The 17,873-nt window shown below is 70.2% G+C and carries 16 protein-coding genes; 8 read left to right on the plus strand and 8 right to left on the minus strand.

Annotated elements, in window-relative coordinates:
* Positions 1-88 precede the first annotated feature (88 nt).
* Positions 89-559 carry a carboxymuconolactone decarboxylase family protein gene (locus tag AB0K52_RS17935; RefSeq protein WP_363533252.1) on the minus strand — a complete coding sequence of 157 codons (471 nt, stop codon included), beginning with the start codon at positions 557-559 and terminating at the stop codon, positions 89-91.
* 107 nt (positions 560-666) lie between these two features.
* Entirely contained in the window at positions 667-1,044 is a 378-nt protein-coding gene (locus tag AB0K52_RS17940) for a hypothetical protein (RefSeq protein ID WP_363533254.1), read from the minus strand.
* A gap of 140 nt (positions 1,045-1,184) precedes the next feature.
* On the opposite strand from AB0K52_RS17940, the gene AB0K52_RS17945 reads away from it, so the two are divergent.
* On the plus strand, positions 1,185-3,062 hold the full coding sequence (locus AB0K52_RS17945) for a hypothetical protein (RefSeq protein ID WP_363533256.1): 1,878 nt from the start codon (positions 1,185-1,187) through the stop codon (positions 3,060-3,062).
* 56 nt (positions 3,063-3,118) lie between these two features.
* On the opposite strand, the gene dnaE is transcribed toward AB0K52_RS17945, so the two are convergent.
* Both dnaE and AB0K52_RS17955 read right to left on the minus strand, forming a co-directional pair.
* A complete protein-coding gene (gene dnaE / locus AB0K52_RS17950) occupies positions 3,119-6,661 on the minus strand; it encodes a DNA polymerase III subunit alpha (RefSeq protein ID WP_363533259.1) in 3,543 nt (1,180 codons plus the stop codon).
* Positions 6,662-6,802: 141 nt separating this feature from the next.
* Positions 6,803-7,615 (minus strand): helix-turn-helix transcriptional regulator, encoded by an 813-nt coding sequence (locus AB0K52_RS17955; RefSeq protein ID WP_363533262.1) that lies wholly within the window; start codon positions 7,613-7,615, stop codon positions 6,803-6,805.
* Positions 7,616-7,748: 133 nt separating this feature from the next.
* Between AB0K52_RS17955 and AB0K52_RS17960 the strand changes: the two genes are divergently transcribed.
* The 3 genes from AB0K52_RS17960 to AB0K52_RS17970 all read left to right on the plus strand — a co-directional run bounded on the left by AB0K52_RS17960 (position 7,749) and on the right by AB0K52_RS17970 (position 10,065).
* The gene (locus AB0K52_RS17960) at positions 7,749-8,153 is read left to right on the plus strand and encodes a hypothetical protein (protein ID WP_363533265.1); all 405 of its coding nucleotides are present in this window, start codon (positions 7,749-7,751) and stop codon (positions 8,151-8,153) included.
* A 175-nt stretch (positions 8,154-8,328) separates the two neighbouring features.
* Positions 8,329-9,309, plus strand: coding sequence for a DUF4192 domain-containing protein (locus AB0K52_RS17965; protein WP_363533268.1), 981 nt, complete (start codon positions 8,329-8,331; stop codon positions 9,307-9,309).
* A gap of 141 nt (positions 9,310-9,450) precedes the next feature.
* Positions 9,451-10,065 (plus strand): molybdenum cofactor guanylyltransferase, encoded by a 615-nt coding sequence (locus AB0K52_RS17970; RefSeq protein ID WP_363533271.1) that lies wholly within the window; start codon positions 9,451-9,453, stop codon positions 10,063-10,065.
* 495 nt (positions 10,066-10,560) lie between these two features.
* Here AB0K52_RS17970 and AB0K52_RS17975 read toward each other — a convergent pair whose 3' ends face one another.
* Positions 10,561-11,529 carry a rhomboid family intramembrane serine protease gene (locus AB0K52_RS17975; protein WP_363533274.1) on the minus strand — a complete coding sequence of 323 codons (969 nt, stop codon included), beginning with the start codon at positions 11,527-11,529 and terminating at the stop codon, positions 10,561-10,563.
* Between the two features lie 10 nt (positions 11,530-11,539).
* On the minus strand, positions 11,540-12,052 hold the full coding sequence (locus AB0K52_RS17980) for a peptidylprolyl isomerase (RefSeq protein ID WP_208497228.1): 513 nt from the start codon (positions 12,050-12,052) through the stop codon (positions 11,540-11,542).
* Positions 12,053-12,168: 116 nt separating this feature from the next.
* Here AB0K52_RS17980 and AB0K52_RS17985 point away from each other — a divergent pair, with 116 nt between their 5' ends.
* Entirely contained in the window at positions 12,169-12,540 is a 372-nt protein-coding gene (locus AB0K52_RS17985; RefSeq protein WP_363533277.1) for a hypothetical protein, read from the plus strand.
* A 424-nt stretch (positions 12,541-12,964) separates the two neighbouring features.
* Here the strand turns inward: AB0K52_RS17985 and AB0K52_RS17990 are convergent, their stop codons facing one another.
* On the minus strand, positions 12,965-14,092 hold the full coding sequence (locus AB0K52_RS17990) for a PLP-dependent aminotransferase family protein (RefSeq protein WP_363533472.1): 1,128 nt from the start codon (positions 14,090-14,092) through the stop codon (positions 12,965-12,967).
* Positions 14,093-14,525: 433 nt separating this feature from the next.
* Here AB0K52_RS17990 and AB0K52_RS17995 point away from each other — a divergent pair, with 433 nt between their 5' ends.
* Entirely contained in the window at positions 14,526-15,044 is a 519-nt protein-coding gene (locus AB0K52_RS17995; protein WP_363533280.1) for a YbhB/YbcL family Raf kinase inhibitor-like protein, read from the plus strand.
* Positions 15,037-16,194 (plus strand): thiolase family protein, encoded by a 1,158-nt coding sequence (locus tag AB0K52_RS18000; protein ID WP_363533283.1) that lies wholly within the window; start codon positions 15,037-15,039, stop codon positions 16,192-16,194. The genes AB0K52_RS17995 and AB0K52_RS18000 overlap by 8 nt, the downstream gene beginning before the upstream one ends.
* A 132-nt stretch (positions 16,195-16,326) precedes the next feature.
* On the opposite strand, the gene AB0K52_RS18005 is transcribed toward AB0K52_RS18000, so the two are convergent.
* Positions 16,327-16,590 carry a cell division protein CrgA gene (locus tag AB0K52_RS18005; RefSeq protein WP_363533285.1) on the minus strand — a complete coding sequence of 88 codons (264 nt, stop codon included), beginning with the start codon at positions 16,588-16,590 and terminating at the stop codon, positions 16,327-16,329.
* A 229-nt stretch (positions 16,591-16,819) separates the two neighbouring features.
* On the opposite strand from AB0K52_RS18005, the gene AB0K52_RS18010 reads away from it, so the two are divergent.
* Complete coding sequence (locus AB0K52_RS18010; protein WP_363533288.1) at positions 16,820-17,872, plus strand: class E sortase; 1,053 nt, start codon at positions 16,820-16,822, stop codon at positions 17,870-17,872.
* Position 17,873 lies beyond the last annotated feature (1 nt).

A 17,873-nucleotide genomic window follows, 5' to 3' on the forward strand; every position in this document is an offset into this window, starting at 1 on the left:
GGCCCATCTTCGCCGCCTCCGCTCACCTCCTCTCTGCAGTTGTCCGGCAGGGGCCGGCCCTCACAGGCCGACCCCTACCGTTTCCTCGCTACTTCTGCCACTGCTCGGCGAAGGAGACGCCGACCTTCGGGTTGCCGATCAGCGCGAGCGGCGTGAAGAAGCCGATCTGGCCGAGGACGCCGATGAGGACGACAATCTCCTTGTCGCTCAGATGCTCCCGGGCCTGCTCCACGAGCTCGTCGGTAACGCGCTCACCGGTCGGGTTCGGCGTGTGGACGGCCTCCGCCAGGGCGAGGGCGGCCCGCTCGGCACCGGTGAAGTAAGGCGAGGTGCGCCAGGTGGCGACCGCGCCGAGCCGCTCGGGGGTGTCCGCGGCGTCGCCGAGCTGGCGGGCCGTGAAGTACGAGCTGCCGAGGATCTGACCGACGCGCAGCAGGACGATGTTGACGAGCTCCTTCGGCAGCAGGCCTTCCTCGTTCACCCGGTTGACGACCGCGCCGATCTCGCCGATGACGGGGAGGTGCTGGACCGGGTTCTCGATGCGGGGGTAGGTGCTCATTGCGGTGTTCCTTTCGGTGGGTCCGTTACACCGCATTGACGAGAGCGAGGCCGAAAGTGTGACCGCAGGAGACCTCGAAAGAGATGAGTCGCGCGTCACACGGCATTTCAGCCGCGAACCGTCAGGAGCCAGCGCCAGCGAGGAAGCTCCGCGATGATGCTCGCGATCGTCAAGGAGCTCAAGGCGATCGCGCCCCACCAGGGCCAGGCGATCCAGGCGGCGGCGACGCCGCCGGCCATGGTGGCGGCGAGGATCACGAGAGTCGCCCAGCCGGGCACGGGGATGAGGGCCTGGTGTTTGTCGCCGGGGGTCGCGTACACCGCGGGGACGGCGACGGAGGCGAGGACGACGGCGATGGCGAGCGGCAGGGAGATCTGGGCGAAGGCCGTGCCGATGGCGGCCCAGGCGCCGACTTCGGTGGCGAAGCGCAGGACGGCGGCTTTCCGGCGGGTCGGGGAGGCCGCGCCGAGTTCATGGAGGGTCACGCGGCAATCCTGGCATCCGGCGGGCGGCGGCGCCACCGGCGTGCACGTCGGTCCGCGGCTGCGGTGACAACCCGCGGGCTCCCCGCACTGGTATTCCGTTCGTCAATGGCACCAATCGAACACGCTTCTTTGGAGACTCCATGCGATCACGCGCGATCCTCGCCGCTGCGGCGGCGGGGGTGCTCATTCCCGGAGCCGCCGCGGCGGCTCCGGACGAACCGGCATTCCCGCAGGCTCCCGGCGGCACGGCGGCGCCGACGGAGATCGTGCTGCCGACCGGGGAGACGCTGAGCGTCACGCCGAGCGGGGCGCTCGCGGCCGACGCGGCGGCGGGCGGCTTCATCACCTCATGGAACGAGGAGGGCGACCGGATCGCCGTCCCGGTCGACGCGCTCGACGAGGTCGCCTCGGGGGAACTCGGCGCCGATGAGTTCAATGTGGACTTGCTGCTGCGGGGCGAGCGCCCCGATGAGGGAGAGGACGAGGAACCGGGGGCCACCGCGAAGCTCACCGTCACCGGCACCTGGCTCGACGGCTCCGTGCCGGCCGCAATCGGGGTCTCGCTGGTGAACCTCAAGACCGGGGCGACGGCCGGACCCGCCTTCTTCGAGGGCGGGACCGCCACGGGCATGTTCGAACCGGGCCGCTACCACGTGCTCACCATGATCCACAGGAACCTCGACGACGACATCATCATGGCGATCGACGAGGTCGTGGTCTGCGAGGACGGCGCCACCGTCACGGTCGACGGGAGCGAGGCGCTGCCGGTCGGGTTCGACGTCGACCGCGACGACGCGGTGCAGCAGGGCGTCACGGTCGAGCTCATGAGCTACGAGCCGGGAACCCAGGACGGGGCGCGGCTCGGGGTCTTCGCGTACAACGACGAGCTCTTCGCCGTCCCCTCCGGGAGGCTCAAAGCGAACCGCGACGCCGGCTTCGTCCTGCGCCAGAGCTTCGCGAGCCCCGTGGGCGCGGCCGACCCCTACAGCTACAGCCTGTTCCGGGCCGAGACCGACGGCATTCCCGCGGACCCGCTCGAGACCGTGCGCGACGGCGAGCTCTCCCGGGTCGACGCGGCGTTCCAGACCCGGGGCGTCGCGATGCCCTTCGACCGCTTCGACCTGGTGGAGCACCCGGTCTACGAGGCCTGGGCGTGGACCGACTCGGGCGAGGTGCCGCTGCCCTCGTCCCGCACCGAGTTCTACACCGCCGACCCCGATCTGGCATGGAGCCACAAGGGGACCATCGGATACGAGGGGATCGGCAGGCCCTACGACGAGGTGTACCAGTCCAGTGCGGCGCTGGACGCCGGTGCGGTGCAGACGATGGCGTGGAACGACGCACCGGTGGGCGTCGGCCTGTCCGACACGAGCGGGCAGCGCCTGCTCCCGCCGAGGTTCTACCGCCACGACGAGGTGGGCGCCATGCTCTTGAGCCCGCACATGTTCAGCACCGAGGTGGGCGGCGAGAGCGTCTTGAGCGACTTCCACTCCGGCTCGTCCTCGGTCAGCCTGGACGGCGAACTCGTCTACGAGGACGCCGAGTACGCCGGTACCTCGGTCGGTCTGGACCAGCTCGGCGACGGCGGCCGGGTGAGATTCACGGCCGCGTCCGAACGGAAGGCGTCGTGGACGACGCTGGGCGCGGCGTCCAGCGGCACCTGGGAGTTCGACTACGACCCGGCCGCGAATCCGATCCTGCCGGTCGCGGTGGTGGCCTTCGACATCACCGGTTTCGAGAACGGCGCCGTGCCCGCCGGGACCACTCAGGAGGTGTCGCTCGAGTTCCGCAACCAGGTCGGTGCCGACGACCAGGCGTGCGCGGCGATGACCTTCGAGGTGTCCTTCGACGACGGCGCGACCTGGACCGAGGTCGCGATCGACCGTGACGGCGACGTCGCCGAGGCGGTGCTCGAACTGCCCGCCGACGCCGCGTTCGGGTCGGTCCGGTTCACGGCCGCCGACGAGCTCGGCAACACGGTCGAGCAAGAGACCATCCGCTCCTTCGCCGTCGGCTAGGCCACGGCGAACGCGCAGGCCCGGCCGCTTTGCGGCCGGGCCTGTCGTCGTCGCGGTCAGCCGACGAGGGCGCCGACGCCGAGGATCGCTTTGAGGTCGGCCGAGAGTTCGACCGAGGGCCGGACCCGCCACTGGTCGCCGAGGGCGAGCAGGGTCGTCTTGGGGCCGTTGGCGAGCTGGACGCGCACCTGGGCTTCGCCGCGGTGGGTCTTGAACGTGTCGGAGAGCTTCTCGATGAGGTCCTGGTTGACCGCGGCCGCCCTGAGCGCCAGCGTGATCGGCGCGGAGTTCGCCTCCGGGCCGGTCGAGGTGTCGAGGACGGCGAGGTCCTGGGCGATGAGCTGGGCGGTGCCGTCGCGGCGGTCGAGCTTGCCCTTGACGCAGCACACGAGGTCGTCCGCGAGCGAGTCCGACACCAGCTCATAGGTGTTGGGGAAGAACCGGACCTCGATCGAGCCGGCCAGGTCCTCCAGGGTCGCCGACGCCCACAGCTTGCCCTGCTTGGTGACGCGCTTGGCGACGTTCTGGAGGATGCCGGCGACGCGGACGTTCGCGCCGTCCGCGATCTCCTCGCCGTGCAGGGCCGCGATGGGGCGGTCGGCGTTGGAGGAGAGGAGCCGCTCGAAGCCGTTGAGCGGGTGGTCGGAGACGTAGAGGCCGAGCATCTCGCGTTCGAAGGCGAGCTTGTCGCGGCGGTCCCATTCGTCGTCGGCGATGGTGAGGTCGACGCCGAGGGTCTCGGTCGTATCCTCCATCATGCCGCCGAACAGGTCGAACTGGCCGCGGGCCTCTTCTTTCTTGATGGAGACCATCGCGTCGATGGCCTTCTCGTGGACCTCGGCGAGGCCGCGGCGGGCGTGCCCGAGCGAGTCGAACGCGCCGGCTTTGATGAGCGATTCGACGGTGCGCTTGTTGCAGACCGGGGCGGGGACCTTCTGCAGGAAGTCCTTGAAGTCGGCGTACGGGCCCTTCTCCTCGCGGGCTTCGATGATGCCGGTGACGACGTTCGCGCCGACGTTGCGGACCGCGCCCATGCCGTAGCGGATGTCCTTGCCGACCGGGTGGAACATGTGGCGCGACTCGTTGACGTCCGGGGGCATGACGGTGATGCCCATGCGGCGGCATTCGGAGAGGTAGATCGCGGCCTTGTCCTTCGAGTCGCCCACGGAGGTGAGCAGCGCGGACATGTACTCGGCGGGGTAGTTGGCCTTGAGGTAGGCGGTCCAGTACCCGACGAGGGCGTACCCGGCGGCGTGCGACTTGTTGAACGCGTACCCGGCGAAGGGCAGCATGATGTCCCACAGGGTCTTGATCGAGTCCTTGGAGTAGCCGTTGCCGAGCATGCCGGCCTCGTAGTCGGCGTACATCTTCTCCAGGACGTCCACTTTCTTCTTGCCCATGGCCTTGCGGAGCATGTCGGCCTGGCCCATGGTGAAGCCCGCGAGCTTCTGGGCGATGCGCATGATCTGCTCCTGGTAGACGATGAGGCCGTACGTCTCCGAGAGGATGTCCTCGAGGGCCTCGCCGAGCTCGGGGTGGAGCGGGATGACCTCTTGGCGCTTGTTCTTGCGGTCGGCGTAGTTGTTGTGCGAGTTCGCGGCCATCGGGCCGGGCCGGTAGAGGGCGTTCACGGCGATGATGTCGTTGAACTCGGTGGGCTGCATGCGCTTGAGGAGCTCGCGCATGGCGCCGCCGTCGAGCTGGAACACGCCGAGGCTGTCGCCGCGCGCGAGCAGCTCGTACGCCTTCGGATCGTCGGTGGGGAGGGTGTCGAGGTCGATCTCGACGCCCCGGTTGAGCTTGATCGCCTCGATGGCGTCGCCGATGACGGTGAGGTTCCGCAGGCCCAGGAAGTCCATCTTCAGCAGGCCGATGTCTTCGCAGGACGGGTAGTCCCAGCCGGTGATGATCGATCCGTCCGGCCGCGCCCACATGGGGATGCAGTCGATGAGCGGCTGCGAGGAGAGGATGACCGCGCAGGCGTGCACGCCGGCGTTGCGGATCAGGCCCTCGAGGCCGAGCGCGGTGTCGAAGATCTGGCGGACCTCGTTGTCGTTCTCGATGAGCGCCCGGACCTCGCCGGCCTCCTTGTACCGCGGGTGGTCGGGGTCGAGGATGCCCGAGAGCGGGATGTCGGTGGCGGCGACGGGCGGCGGGAGGGCCTTGGTGATGCGCTCGGCGATGGAGAAGCCGGGCTGGCCGTGGTGGACGCGGGCGGCGTCCTTGATCGCGGCCTTGGTCTTGATCGTGCCGAAGGTGATGACCTGGGCGACGAACTCCTTGCCGTACTTCTCGGTCGCGTAGGTGATCATCTCGCCGCGGCGGCGGTCGTCGAAGTCGATGTCGATGTCGGGCATCGAGACGCGCTCGGGGTTGAGGAACCGCTCGAACAGGAGGCCGTGCTCGATCGGGTCGATGTTCGTGATCTTCATGGCGTACGCGACGAGCGAGCCGGCAGCCGAGCCGCGGCCGGGGCCGACGTAGATGCCGATCGAGCGGGCGTGGGAGATGAGGTCGGCGACGACGAGGAAGTACGAGGGGTACCCGGCGTTGATGATGACGTTGAGCTCGAGGTCGGCGCGCGCGAGGTAGTCGGCGGGGACCTCCTGGCCCGGGAAGCGGTCCTTGAGGCCGTCGAGCACGAGGTGGCGCAGCCAGGAGCCCTGGTCGTGGCCCTCCGGGACGTCGATGACGGGCATGCGGTCCTGGACGGCGAAGATCTCGTCGTACGACTCGACCATCTCGGCGACGAGCAGCGTGTTCGCGCAGCCCTCCTGCCACATCTCGTCCGGGCGGACCCCGTACATCTGCTCGGCCGAGCGCAGGAAGTAGCCCTGGCCGTCGAACTTGAACCGCTTCGGGTCGTCCAGTGTGGTGCCCGACTGGACGCACAGGAGCGCGGCGTGCGTGTCCTTCTGGGCCTCGGTCACGAAGTGGGAGTCGTTCGTGACCAGGGGCGGGATGCCCATCTTCTTGCCCAGCTCGTACAGCTCGTTCTTGACGCGCTGCTCGATGTCGTTGCCGTGGTCCATGATCTCGAGGAAGTAGTTCTCGGCCCCGAAGATGTCGCGGTAGTCGGAGGCGGCCTGGTAGGCCTCGTCCATCTGGCCCAGGCGCATGCGGGTCTGCACCTCGCCGGAGGGGCAGCCGGTCGTGGCGACGATGCCCTCGCTGTGCTGCGCGATCATCTCGCGGTCCATGCGCGGCTTGTAGTAGTAGCCCTCGAAGGACGCGAGGCTGGACATGCGGAAGAGGTTGCGCACGCCCGCGGAGTTCTTGGCGACCATCGTCATGTGCGTGTACGAGCCGGCGCCGGAGAGGTCGTCGCCGCGCTGGGAGGGCTCGCCCCACCAGACGGGCTTCTTGTGGAAGCGGTCGTGCGGGGCGAGGTACGCCTCGATGCCGAGGATCGGCTTCACGCCGGTCTTCTTCGCCTGCTGATAGAAGGCGTACCCGCCGTACATGTTCCCGTGGTCGGTCATCGCGATCGCGGGCTGTCCCAGCCGCTCCGCCTCTGCGAACAGGGGTTTGAGTTTCGCAGCCCCGTCGAGCATCGAGTACTCGGTGTGCACATGCAGGTGGACGTACTGGTTCGACACGCTTCGCTCCCGCTCTGACCTGTGGTTTCAGCCTCGACGAACTTCGGCTCGCGCCCCCGCGGGCGACCCGGTTCAGACCCTCCACCCTATCGCCCCGCGCCGCGCGGCCGCGCCGACTCCGCACCCGCCATGCCCTCCGCCTCACCCCTCTCGGGCGGCCGTCTTGAAGGCCTCCGCGGTGGCTTCGTCAAGGGGGAAGAACAGCTCCACGGCGAGTTCGGAGACGGTGATGTCGCGGGGCGCGCCGAAGGTCGCGATCGTCGTGAACATCGACAGCTCGCCCCTCGCCGACCTCACGCGCAGCGGCAGCGCGAACGGGCTCGGGGCCGCCCCGTCCCACCCGTCGTCGTCCTCGGCGACCGGCTCGCGGTGGCGGACCTCCTCGATGAGGTCGGCGATCGCCGGGTCGCCGTCGATCGCCTCCTGCGCGCGCAGTCGGTCGAGGAAGTACTGCCGGACCTCGGCGAAGTTCCGCAGCCGCGGCGCGAGCCCGCGCGGATGGAGCGCCACCCGGGCCAGGTTCACGCGGCCGCGCAGGAGGTCGGGGTCGACCTCCTCCATCAGGACGCCCGCGCCCCCGTTGAAGTCGAGGAGGTTCCCGTACCGGTCGACGACGACCGCCGGGAGCGGATCGTGGTGCTCGAGGATCATCCCGACCGCCTGCCGGGCCGCGGCCAGCCGCTCGTCCCAGTAGTCGGTCTCGGCCCAGGCCGGCGCGTACCCGGCGGCGACCAGCAGCGCGTTGTGGTCCCGCATCGGCACGTCCAGCGCCTCGGCCAGGCGCAGCACCATCTGGCGACTGGGCTCGGCCCGGCCGGTCTCGATGCGCGAGAGGTGCCGCGCCGACACTCCCGTATGGACGGACAAGTCGAACTGGCTGACGCGGCGGCGCCCGCGCCACTGCCGCAGCAGCGCGCCGAAAGCGGTGAGTTCCGCGGTGGAAGAGGTGGTCACGGGCGCAACGATAACCACGAGCACGGCCGGAAGCCATGACCTCGGAGGTCATTGCCGACCCGACCCGCCCGGTCCAGGATTGGCGGCAAGCGGGGCGGCCGAGCCCCGCACGAACGATCGGGAGGAACCCCCCATGACCGCCACGACCGCCACCGCAAGCGCCCAGACTCGGCTCCGCGGCATCCTCCGCCTGGACGCCTTCGCCTGCGCCGGCTTCGGCCTCCTCCTGGCAGCGGGCGCGCCGCTCGCCGAACGGTTCCTCGGACTGGAACCGGCCTGGGCCGTTCCTTTCGGCGTCTACCTGCTGGGCTGCGCGGTGGCGCTGGGCCTGATCGCCGGGTACCCGGACCTGGTGCGCGGCCAGGTGATCGGGGTCGTGGCGAACAACGTCCTGGCCGCGGCGGCCATGGCGGCGCTGCCGTTCACCGGCCTGGTCGAGCTGACCTTGGCGGGCTACGCCTTGATGCTCGGCGGGGCGGCGCTGGTGGCCGTGTTCGCCATCGCGGAGGAGGCGGGACTGAAACGCCTGGAAGCCTGAAGCATCCCGAGATTGAGAGCCCGGGCCAGCGGCAGCGCCGGCCCGGGCTCTCTCCATATACCACGCCGGACAACGGGCCTCAAACAATCCACAGGGAGACTTTCGTCTGATTCGGTTATCCACAGGGCAAAAATCAATTCTTGCCAGCAGTGGGCATGTCACGGACAGTTGATACATGCACACGACACAAGCGAGAATCCGGCTCAACGGCCCCACAGATCTACTGACCACGATCCCGCTGCTCCTGGGATTCCACCCCGACCACAGCCTCGTCGTGGTGGGTCTGATCGACGGCGAGCTGCAATGCACCTTCCGGGTCGACCTGCCCGGCTCGGCCGACCACCTCGAGCACCTGGTGGACCTCACACAGCAGTTGAGCCTCAACGAATGCGACGGCTGCGTGGTCGTCGTCTACGGCGAGGCGGAACTCGCGCAGGCGGTCGCCGAGCGGCTGTCGCTCAGGTACCACGCCGCCGGGATCGAACCGCTCGACCTGCTGCGCGTCTCGGAGGGCCGCTGGTTCAGTCTCACCTGCCGCAAGCCCTGCTGCCCGGCCGAGGGCCTGCCGATCCCCGAGACCTCCCCGGCCTCTTGCGAGGTGGCGGTCGCGGGCGGCTACGCCGAAGCCGACCGGAGCGCGATCGCGGCCCAACTCGCCCCGGCCCCGCCGGGCCGGCGCGCGGCGGTGTCCCGGGCGGTCCTGGCGGCGCTCACCTCGGACGCCGAAATCGACTGGGGCGCACAGCGCGACCTCGACCTCCAGGCGATCGACCACTGGATGGACCAGAAGACCCTCCCCGGCCCGGAAGCCATCGCCGACGTGGGCCTGGCCCTCGGCGACCTGGACATCCGCGACTACGCGCTGCGGCGCATCAACTCGGGCCACTACGAGGCCAACCGAATCGACCTGTGGATCTGGGTCGCCAGGCACCTGGAGGACGACCTCCTCGCCCCGGCCGCGACGGTGGCGGGCTTCGCCGCCTACCGCTTCGGGAACGGTGTGCTCGCCTTGGAGGCGTTCGAACTCGCGTTGAAGGCGAGTCCGCACTATCGGCTCGCGCAGATGCTCATGGCCGCGCTGCAAGCCGGCATTCCACCGGGCGCACTGTCGCGCGTCGGCTGCGGCGACCGAGAGGAAGCCGAGGTCAGCGACTGATTCCCCGAAAACCCCAAGAGGGAGAACGAAACCAGCAGCGAGAAAGGAGAACGCGATGTCAAACGGCATCCGGAGGAAACCCGGCCGGGGCGACCGCGCCGCGGCACCCCGCGGGCGCGGAGTGATCGCTACGCTGAGGGCATGGTTGAGCACCAGGGCGGCTTCGCCGCGATCATCCTCATCGGCGGCAAGGCCCGGCGGTTCGCCGGGTGCGCTAAGAGCGAACTGGTCGTCGGCGGCTCGACGATCCTGGAACGGATGCTCGCGGCCGCCGAAGGCGCGGTGTCCCGCATCGTGGTGGGCACGCGGCCCTCCGATGCGGCTCCCCTCCCGCAGGGGGTGCTCCAGGTCCTGGAGGATCCGCCGGGCACGGGCCCGGCCCGGGCGGTGCAGGCCGGTCTGGCAGCAGTGCCGGACGACTGCGACCGGGTGGCGATCCTCGGCGGCGACCTGCCTTTCCTGAGCGCTGACGCGCTGGGCATGCTGCTCCAGCACGCGAGCGGGACCGGCCCGGAGAGCGGGGCGCTGTACTGCGACAACGCGGGGCGGCGGCAATGGCTCTGCGGCATGTGGCCCACCGACCTGGTCCGCGCCAACGCGGCCAAGGTCGAGCCGGGTTCCCCGGCGAGGCTCTTGTTCGACGGCATCGAAGTCAAGACCATCACCTGGGAGCACGCGAGTCCGCCCCCATGGTTCGACTGCGACACACCGGAAGACCTCGACCAGGCCCGAACCTGGGCCGCCGACCTCAAATAACGCCGACAGCACACGGGCCGAGCACCCGACACCACCCACCACCACCGGCGGCACCCGCCCCGGCCCGAACGCGCCCATGACGCAGTCGGTCGGCCAGGGAGCCACCCGGGCGGTCGAAGACGACCGCCGGCCAGTCGCCCACCAGCGACGGCCCAAACCACCGAGCACACCATCAACAACAGGGCGGGGAGGGGCGGGGGGCGGGGGGAGGGGCCCCAGGGGACGGAAAGCCGGAAAGCCGGGTCAGCGGACGGCCGCGAAGCTGCGGCCCGTAGCCCCCTGGCCCCGGGTTCAGGGTTCAGGGTTCAGGGTTCAAACGGCATGAGAGCCGGACCTCCGCGAAGCGGCGGCCCGTGGAGCTAAGGGACTCAGAGGGTCAGGCGTCAGGGGTCAAGCGTCAGGGCTCAGAGGGTCAGGCGTCAGGGCTCAGGGCTCAGGGCTCAGGGCTCAGGGCTCAGGGCTCAGGGCTCAGGGCTCAGGGCTCAGGGCTCAGGGTCAGACGATGTCGTATTGGTTGTCCAGCACGCCGGTCTGGAAGAACGTAGCCGCGGCCAGTGCCGCCAGGAGTACCGCGAAACCGACCCAGTGCAGGTAGCGCCGCTCGCGCGGTGTGAAGGTCAGGATCGCGCCGCAGATGAAGCCGCCGACCAGGCCGCCGACGTGGCCCGCGAAGCTGAAGCCCATGACGAGCGTCAGGACCAGGTTGAGGCCCAGGAGCACGTAGATGCCTTGGTTGTCGCGGCGGAGCTTGCGGTTGACCATGATCAGCAGACCGAAGAGCCCGTACACGGCGCCGGAGGCGCCGGCGGTCGAGGTGTCGAACGCGAACATGTAGACCGCGACCGAGCCGGCCAGGCCCGAGAGCATGTAGGCCGTGAGGAACCGCGCGGGTCCGAGGTCGCGTTCGAGGACCCGCCCGAGCATCCACAGCACCACCATGTTGAACAGCAGGTGGAAGACGCCGAAGTGCATGAACATGGCGGTGACCATGCGGTAGTAGCCGCCGTCGGCGACGAACGGCATCGACACGGCGCGGCCGAAGATGTCGACCGTGGCGGCGGTGTCGGTGACGAACCCGATGTTCCCCGGCAGCAGCGCACCGCTCTGGTAGCCGGGCAGGTAGCCGATCTGGGCGCCGAGCCAGTGCAGGGGGGTCGAGCCGGAGGTCGTAGCCGCCGTGAGGCTGCCGGCCGAGATGACCGCGAGCAGGAACACCGCGACGTTGAGTCCGATGAGGACCTTGGTCACGGTGCCCGCGGCGCCCGCGCGGGCGCCGCCGCCGAACGAGGAGCGCGTCTTGCGCATCGTCCGGCGGCCGGCGGCCACGCAGTCAGGGCATTGGAACCCGACGGGAGCGTCGATGCGGCAGTCGGCGCAGATCGGCTTGTCGCAGCGGACGCAGCGCAGGTACGTCTGGCGGTTCCGGTGGCGATAGCAGGTGGGGGCCGACTGCTCGTCGCTCATCGAGCAGTCGTTACTTCTCGATGACGACGGAGTTGATGACCACGTCCTCGACCGGGCGGTCCATCGGGCCGGTCGCGACCTTGCCGATGCGGTCCACGACGGCCTTGGAGGCCTCGTCGACGACCTTGCCGAAGATGGTGTGGCGGAAGTTCAGGTGCGGGGTCGGGCCCAGCGTGATGAAGAACTGCGAGCCGTTGGTGCCCGGTCCCGCGTTCGCCATGGCGAGCAGGTAGGGCTCGCCGAAGTGCAGGTCGGGGTGGAACTCGTCGGCGAACTGGTAGCCGGGTCCGCCGCGGCCGGTGCCGGTCGGGTCGCCGCCCTGGATCATGAACCCGTCGATGATGCGGTGGAAGATGACACCGTCGTAGTACGGGCCGGAGCCGGGCTGCCCGGTGCTCGGGTCCTTGTACTCCTTGGTGCCCTCGGCCAGACCCACGAAGTTCGCCACGGTCTTGGGCGCGTGGTTGTCGAGCAGTTCGATCGTGATGTCGCCGTTGTTGGTCTTCAGCGTCGCCTTCGTCATGGCGTCTATGGTGCCAGACCGCCGAGGTTCGTCCAACTTTCTCCCCCGTTTCCCTCGACGGGTGTCACACGCCGGGGCACGATGAGACCAACAGGCACCTAGAGGAGGCATTCACTATGGGCTTCAGCCGACACGCCACGACTCCCCGCAAGGAGGCCGTGGACCATTTCACGCAGGGTGTGACCTCGCTGAAGAAGGCGAGCATCGTTGCGGCCAAGGGGACGAAGGAGGCGGCCGCTCCGAAGGTCAACGTCGTCCTGACGAAGGTCGGGCTCCGCAAGCCGCCGGCCCGGAAGTGGCCGTGGGTCGTAGGGGCGATCGGCGCGGGACTCGCGCTCGGGGGCGCCGCCGCGTACCTGTGGTACCGGCAGCGGACCGAGACGATCGGGGAGGCGCTGCTCGCGGACGAGCTCCTGGACGACACGGAGCTCCGCAACAACAACGACCGGGCTCTCACCGAAGAGCTCGTCGACAGCGTCACCCGCTGACGGCCGCGCTCAAGAGGCGCGGCATCGGGGCGAGGCCGCAACGGCTGCGCCGCGGAGAAATGGATATCGGGGGTGTCCGGCCGGCGACGGCACCGGCCGGAGCCTGAGTGCGACGCGGGGCATGTCTTGAAAGGGCACAGCCGCGGGGGCACGAGCATCGGGGATCCGCGGCGACGCGGGTCCCCGCGAGCGTGTGAAGACAACGCCGGACCGGTGCCTCGCCTCGGGGGGAGTGGGCGAGTCCACCGATCCGGCGTCAATGGGGGCGGGATAACGTCCGCACCGCGGCGAACCGCGGTCACGCACCGATCTTCGCTCCCCGTTTCCGTTCTGGGAAGGGCACCGCGGTGGCGGTTATACGCCATGGCGCATAACCGCCATCCATTGTCGACGTAACGTTCCGAGTCGACCACGGAGGGTGGGGCTAGCGGCCCTTCGAGGCCTCGACGGCCCTCGCGAGGCGGCGCACGCCTTCGTCGATCCGGTCGGCCTTGACCGCCGAGTACGCCAGGCGCAGGCAGCTCTCGCCGCCTTCGAGCACGAAATCGGTGCCCTTGACGACCTGGACGCCCTCGTCGTTCGCGGCGGCCGCGACCTTCGCGCAGTCGACGCCCTCGCCGAGGTCGACCCACAGGAAGTAGCCGCCGTCGGGGACGATGAACTCGGCGTTCGGCAGGTGCGCCCGCAGCGAGGCGGAGAGCTGGTCGACGCGCTCCTCGAGGGCGGCCTTCACCGTCGCGATGGAGCGGTCGAGCGCCCCCGAGGCCGCGAACTGGTAGATCGTGGCCTGCGCGAACATGTTCGGCGCGATGTAGGTGTTGGTGGCGGCGGCCGCGATCTTCGCGATGATGTCGGCCGGGCCGACCAGGTAGCCGGTGCGCAGACCCGGGCAGACGGTCTTGGAGAACGAGCACGCGTACACGACGCGGCCGGTCGCGCCGTTCGAAAGATCAGTCTGCTCGAGCATGGTCGGGAACTGCTCGCCGCGGAAGCGGATGTCGTAGTACGGGTCGTCCTCGAAGATCGTGAACTCGTACTCGTTCGCGAGCTGCAGCAGCCGCGTGCGCTTCTCGCCGGAGAGCGTCACGCCCGCCGGGTTCTGGAAGTTCGGGATGATGTGCGCGAGGGTCGGGCGGACGCCGCCCTTGAGGATCCCCTCGAGCTCGTCGACGTCGAGGCCGTCGGCCTGGAGGCGCACCGGGTGCAGTTCGCCGCGGCGGTTGCGCAGACCCAGGAGAGTGCGGTCGTAGGTCGGGCGCTCGACGATCACCGGCGAGTCGGGCTTGACGAGCTCGTCGAACAGGAACGCGTCGGCCTGCATGGAACCGTTCGTGACCAGCACGTTCTCGGCCTTGACGCCGTGCTTGGCGGCGATCCACTCGCGCAGCGGGCCGTACCCCACTGAGGTGCCGTAGCCGGTGACCCCGGCCGGATCGGCTTCGAGCGCGGCCACGGCGGCGGCCTTGAGCCCCTCGGTGTCGACGATGTCGAGCGACGGGGCGCCCCGGGAGAAAGAGATGACGTCGGTGTTCGGCATGACACCAGCGTAAATGGCCCGCAGGGCGGACGTCGAGCGGCATATGGGCGGGCCACGGCGCGCTCACCGGGCGGCACCGCGGGACAGGTTCGGGCACACCGGCGCACGCGGCGGCAGCGCCCGCCGAACCGGTGTCCACGATGCGGACGCTGCGGTCCCGGCGGACGGATGCGAGGGGTCGCAGGGGCGCCGAGGGGGAGCGAAGCGGCGTGTGTCGGCCAGCCGGGCGGCCTCGCGCTGCGGTCGGATCGCGGGTGCCGGTTCGCAGCCGGGCCGCGCGGCCCGGTCGCGCGGGCGGCCGGACCGCGATACGGTGCAGTTGCGGGGTTCCGGCACCCCGCGAGGCACTTGACGGTTCCGTTGCATACGCGGCCCCGCAAGCGAAGACTGCCGTTCCGTCCGAACCGGGCGGCGGCCGGCGATGCGGGCCGAGAAGTTGAGGAGAACGATGACGTCGCTCGACCGCACCAGGGCCCCATGGCCCTACGATTTCCTGCCCCCGCTCCCGTCGTTCTCGGTCGTCTCGGACGACATCGCCGACAAGTCGACGCTCGACGACGCGCAGGTCGCGGGCCAGGACGTCTCCCCGCACCTGGCCTGGTCGGGCTTCCCCGAAGCAACTGCCGGGTTCGCCGTGACCTGCTTCGACCCCGACGCGCCGACCGGCTCGGGCTGGTGGCACTGGATGCTCCTCGGCCTCGACGCGTCCGTGACCGAGCTGCCCACCGGTGCCGCGGCCGCGCCGCCCGCCGGGACGGTGCAGCTGCGCAACGACTCCGGGACCATCGGGTACGCGGGCGCCGCGCCGCCGCCGGGGGACCCCGAGCACCGCTACCTGTTCGCGGTGCACGCCCTGCGCGCGCCCGTCGTGGTCGACGCGAGCGCCTCCATGGCGGTCGGGGCCTTCCATCTCACGTTCAACGCGATCGCGCGGGCCGTGATCGCGCCGGTGTACCGCAATGACTGAGGCCGTCATCCTCGCCGCCGCCCGCACGCCGCTGGGCCGGCGCGGCGGCGTGCTCGCGGGCGTCCACGCCGTGGACCTCGCCGCGCACGCGATGAACGCGGCGCTCGAACGCTCCGGCCTCGGGCCGGACGCCGTCGACGACGTGGTGCTCGGCTGCGTCTCGCAGGTCGGCGAGCAGTCCTGGAACGTCGCCCGCAACGCCGTGCTCGCGGCGGGCTGGCCCGACCGCATCCCCGGAACCACAGTGGACCGCCAGTGCGGTTCGAGCCAGCAGGCGGTGTCGTTCGCGGCGGCCGCGGTGCTGGCCGGGCACGCCGACGTGGTCGTGGCGGGCGGGGTCGAGTCGATGAGCCGCGTCCCGATGGGCTCGAGCGTGGGCGCCGACGCGGGCGAGCCGTACGGGCCGGTCGTGCGCGAACGCTATGCGGCGCATGTGGACGCGACGGCGCCGGTGCTGTTCAACCAGGGCCTGGCCGCCGAGCTGGTGGCCGAACGGTACGGGGTCTCGCGGGAGGCGATGGACGCGTTCGCGCTCGCCAGCCACGAGAAGGCCGCGGCCGCGAGCGACGGCGGCGCGTTCGCCGCCGAGATCGCGCCCATCGCGGGCGTCTCGGCGGACGAGGGCATCCGGCGGGACACGAGCATGGCGAAGCTGGCCGGGCTGAAGCCGGCGTTCACGGCGGAGGGCTCGGTGACGGCGGGGTCGTCGTCGCAGATCTCGGACGGGGCGGCGGCGCTGGTCGTCACGACGGACGAGCACGCGCGGCGGCTCGGGGTGCGGCCGCTGGCGCGCATCGCGGCGGCGTGCGCGGTCGGCTCGGATCCGGTGCTCATGCTGGACGGGCCGATCCCGGCGACGGCGCGGATCCTCGCGCGGGCGGGGCTGGACCTGGACGAGATCGACGTGTTCGAGGTGAACGAGGCGTTCGCCGCGATCCCGCTCGCGTGGCTGGCCGAGACCGGCGCGGACGAGGAGCGGCTGAACCCGCGCGGCGGCGCGATCGCACTCGGGCACCCGCTGGGGGCCTCGGGGGCGCGGCTGGCCGCGACGATGCTGCATTACATGCGCGACACCGGTTCCCAGCGCGGGCTGCAGGTGATGTGCGAGGGCGGCGGCATGGCCAACGCGACGGTCTTCGAGCTCCTGTGAGGCCTCGAATTCGGACGGATCAGGAAATATCCTGATATATCCACCCTTAAGGGACCCCTGGCACAACAGTACGCCAGGGGTCCGACACTTTCGTTTAGAACAAGTCGCGAGGGGTCTTCGCGTGCGCCGGGGTCAGCGCCACTTCGAGAGGACGAGGAGGGCCGCGACCATGCAGGAGAAGCCGACCGCGAGGTTCCAGTAACCCCAGGCGGCGACGGGGAACTCCATGCCCGAGAGGTAGAACAGGGTCAGCCAGCCGATGCCGATCACGATGAGGGCGACGGCGGTGATCGGCACCCACATCGGGCTCGGCTCGTAGCTCTCGCCCGAGGTCGAACTCGTACTCGCGGCGGAGCTCGAGTAGACCTTCTTCTTGCGCACACGTGACTTCGGCATCGACGACTCTCCAACTGAGGGACATGTCCGGCGTCCAGGGTACCGTCCGCCGGTGACGCGCCGTCCGCGCGGCATCGCGTAGCTCACACCCGCGAAGGTGAGCTGCCGAAGCGTCCCTGGTGGACGCGGTCGCGCCCGCCCCCGGAGCGATCCCACCGGGCCCGCGCACCCCTGCCCGTTCGGTTGATATTCGGGTTCGCGGAACAACCCTAGGATTGCCTCGCGCGTTATGGTTACGAGATCCCCCTACGAAGAGAACACCGGCACTATGGAGGCGAAGTTCCAGGTGAGCGATCAGGACTGGTCCCCCTTCGCGAACGAGCCTCCGCCGCCCCGGCGGCCCTCGCCGGGCCCGGTGGGGCGCCCCTCGCCCGCCCCGGGCCGCGCCAGCGTCCCCGTGCCGAACCCAGCCCCCGCCCCGGCCGCCGCCGACCCCGACCGGACCACCGCGCTCCGCCCGCCCGGGCTCGCCAAGAAGTCCCTCGTGCCCGAACCGGACGGGACCGCGATCCTCCCGGTCATCCCCGCCGCCGAGACGCCCGCGCCGCCCGGCGCCGACTCGGAGGCCCGCAAGAAGCGGTCGGTCAAGCGCCACCGCAACGACGGCGGCCTGCGCACCACCGTGCGGGGCCTCGGCGAAACCCTCATCACCCTCGGCGCGATCGTCCTCCTCTACGCCGGGTACGAGGTCTTCGGCGTCTCCGAGCAGATCAACAACGAGCAGGAGACCCTCTCGGGCGACCTCGACACGATCTGGGACGGCACGGTGGAGGAGGAGGGCGTCGACGGCGCCCCCGTCCCCGAACTCGGCGACGCGTTCGCGCGCATGTGGGCGCCCGACATCCGGGCCGAGTCGTGGACCCTCGTCGAGGGCACCGAGCCGGCCGACATCGAGTACGCGCCCGGCCGCTTCCTCGACGGCGCCTACCCCGGCGAGCAGGGCAACTTCACCCTCGCCGGCCACAACGTGCCCGCCATCTTCTCCGAGATCCGCTCCCTCGAGCCCGGCGACAAGGTCGTCATCGAGACCAAGGAGAACTTCTACATCTACGAGGTGCAGGAGCACGAGGTCGTCAACGAGACCCAGATCGACATCACCGCCCCCGTCCCCCGCGAGCCCGGCGTCGAGCCCGGCGACGGGGACTACTGGCTGACCCTGTTCACCTGCCACCCCAGGTGGGACAATTACGAGCGCTACGTCGTCTACAGCCAGCTGGTGGACACGATCAAGCGCGACCCCGCGGGCGACCTGCCCGACGCGGCGATCGACGCGGAGGCCTAGA

The sequence above is a fragment of the Glycomyces sp. NPDC049804 genome, from assembly GCF_040674615.1.
In the GTDB taxonomy this organism is placed as follows: domain Bacteria; phylum Actinomycetota; class Actinomycetes; order Mycobacteriales; family Micromonosporaceae; genus Glycomyces; species Glycomyces niveus.

Coding starts and splice junctions, on each gene's coding strand:
- AB0K52_RS17960 (WP_363533265.1), top strand. CDS start 7,749: ATGACCGCCACGACCGCCACCGCAAGCGCCCAGACTCGGCTCCGCGGC.
- AB0K52_RS18005 (WP_363533285.1), bottom strand. CDS start 16,590: ATGCCGAAGTCACGTGTGCGCAAGAAGAAGGTCTACTCGAGCTCCGCC.
- AB0K52_RS17975 (WP_363533274.1), bottom strand. CDS start 11,529: ATGAGCGACGAGCAGTCGGCCCCCACCTGCTATCGCCACCGGAACCGC.
- AB0K52_RS17965 (WP_363533268.1), top strand. CDS start 8,329: ATGCACACGACACAAGCGAGAATCCGGCTCAACGGCCCCACAGATCTA.
- AB0K52_RS17985 (WP_363533277.1), top strand. CDS start 12,169: ATGGGCTTCAGCCGACACGCCACGACTCCCCGCAAGGAGGCCGTGGAC.
- AB0K52_RS17935 (WP_363533252.1), bottom strand. CDS start 559: ATGAGCACCTACCCCCGCATCGAGAACCCGGTCCAGCACCTCCCCGTC.
- AB0K52_RS17995 (WP_363533280.1), top strand. CDS start 14,526: ATGACGTCGCTCGACCGCACCAGGGCCCCATGGCCCTACGATTTCCTG.
- AB0K52_RS17945 (WP_363533256.1), top strand. CDS start 1,185: ATGCGATCACGCGCGATCCTCGCCGCTGCGGCGGCGGGGGTGCTCATT.
- AB0K52_RS18000 (WP_363533283.1), top strand. CDS start 15,037: ATGACTGAGGCCGTCATCCTCGCCGCCGCCCGCACGCCGCTGGGCCGG.
- AB0K52_RS17980 (WP_208497228.1), bottom strand. CDS start 12,052: ATGACGAAGGCGACGCTGAAGACCAACAACGGCGACATCACGATCGAA.
- AB0K52_RS18010 (WP_363533288.1), top strand. CDS start 16,820: ATGGTTACGAGATCCCCCTACGAAGAGAACACCGGCACTATGGAGGCG.
- AB0K52_RS17970 (WP_363533271.1), top strand. CDS start 9,451: ATGGTTGAGCACCAGGGCGGCTTCGCCGCGATCATCCTCATCGGCGGC.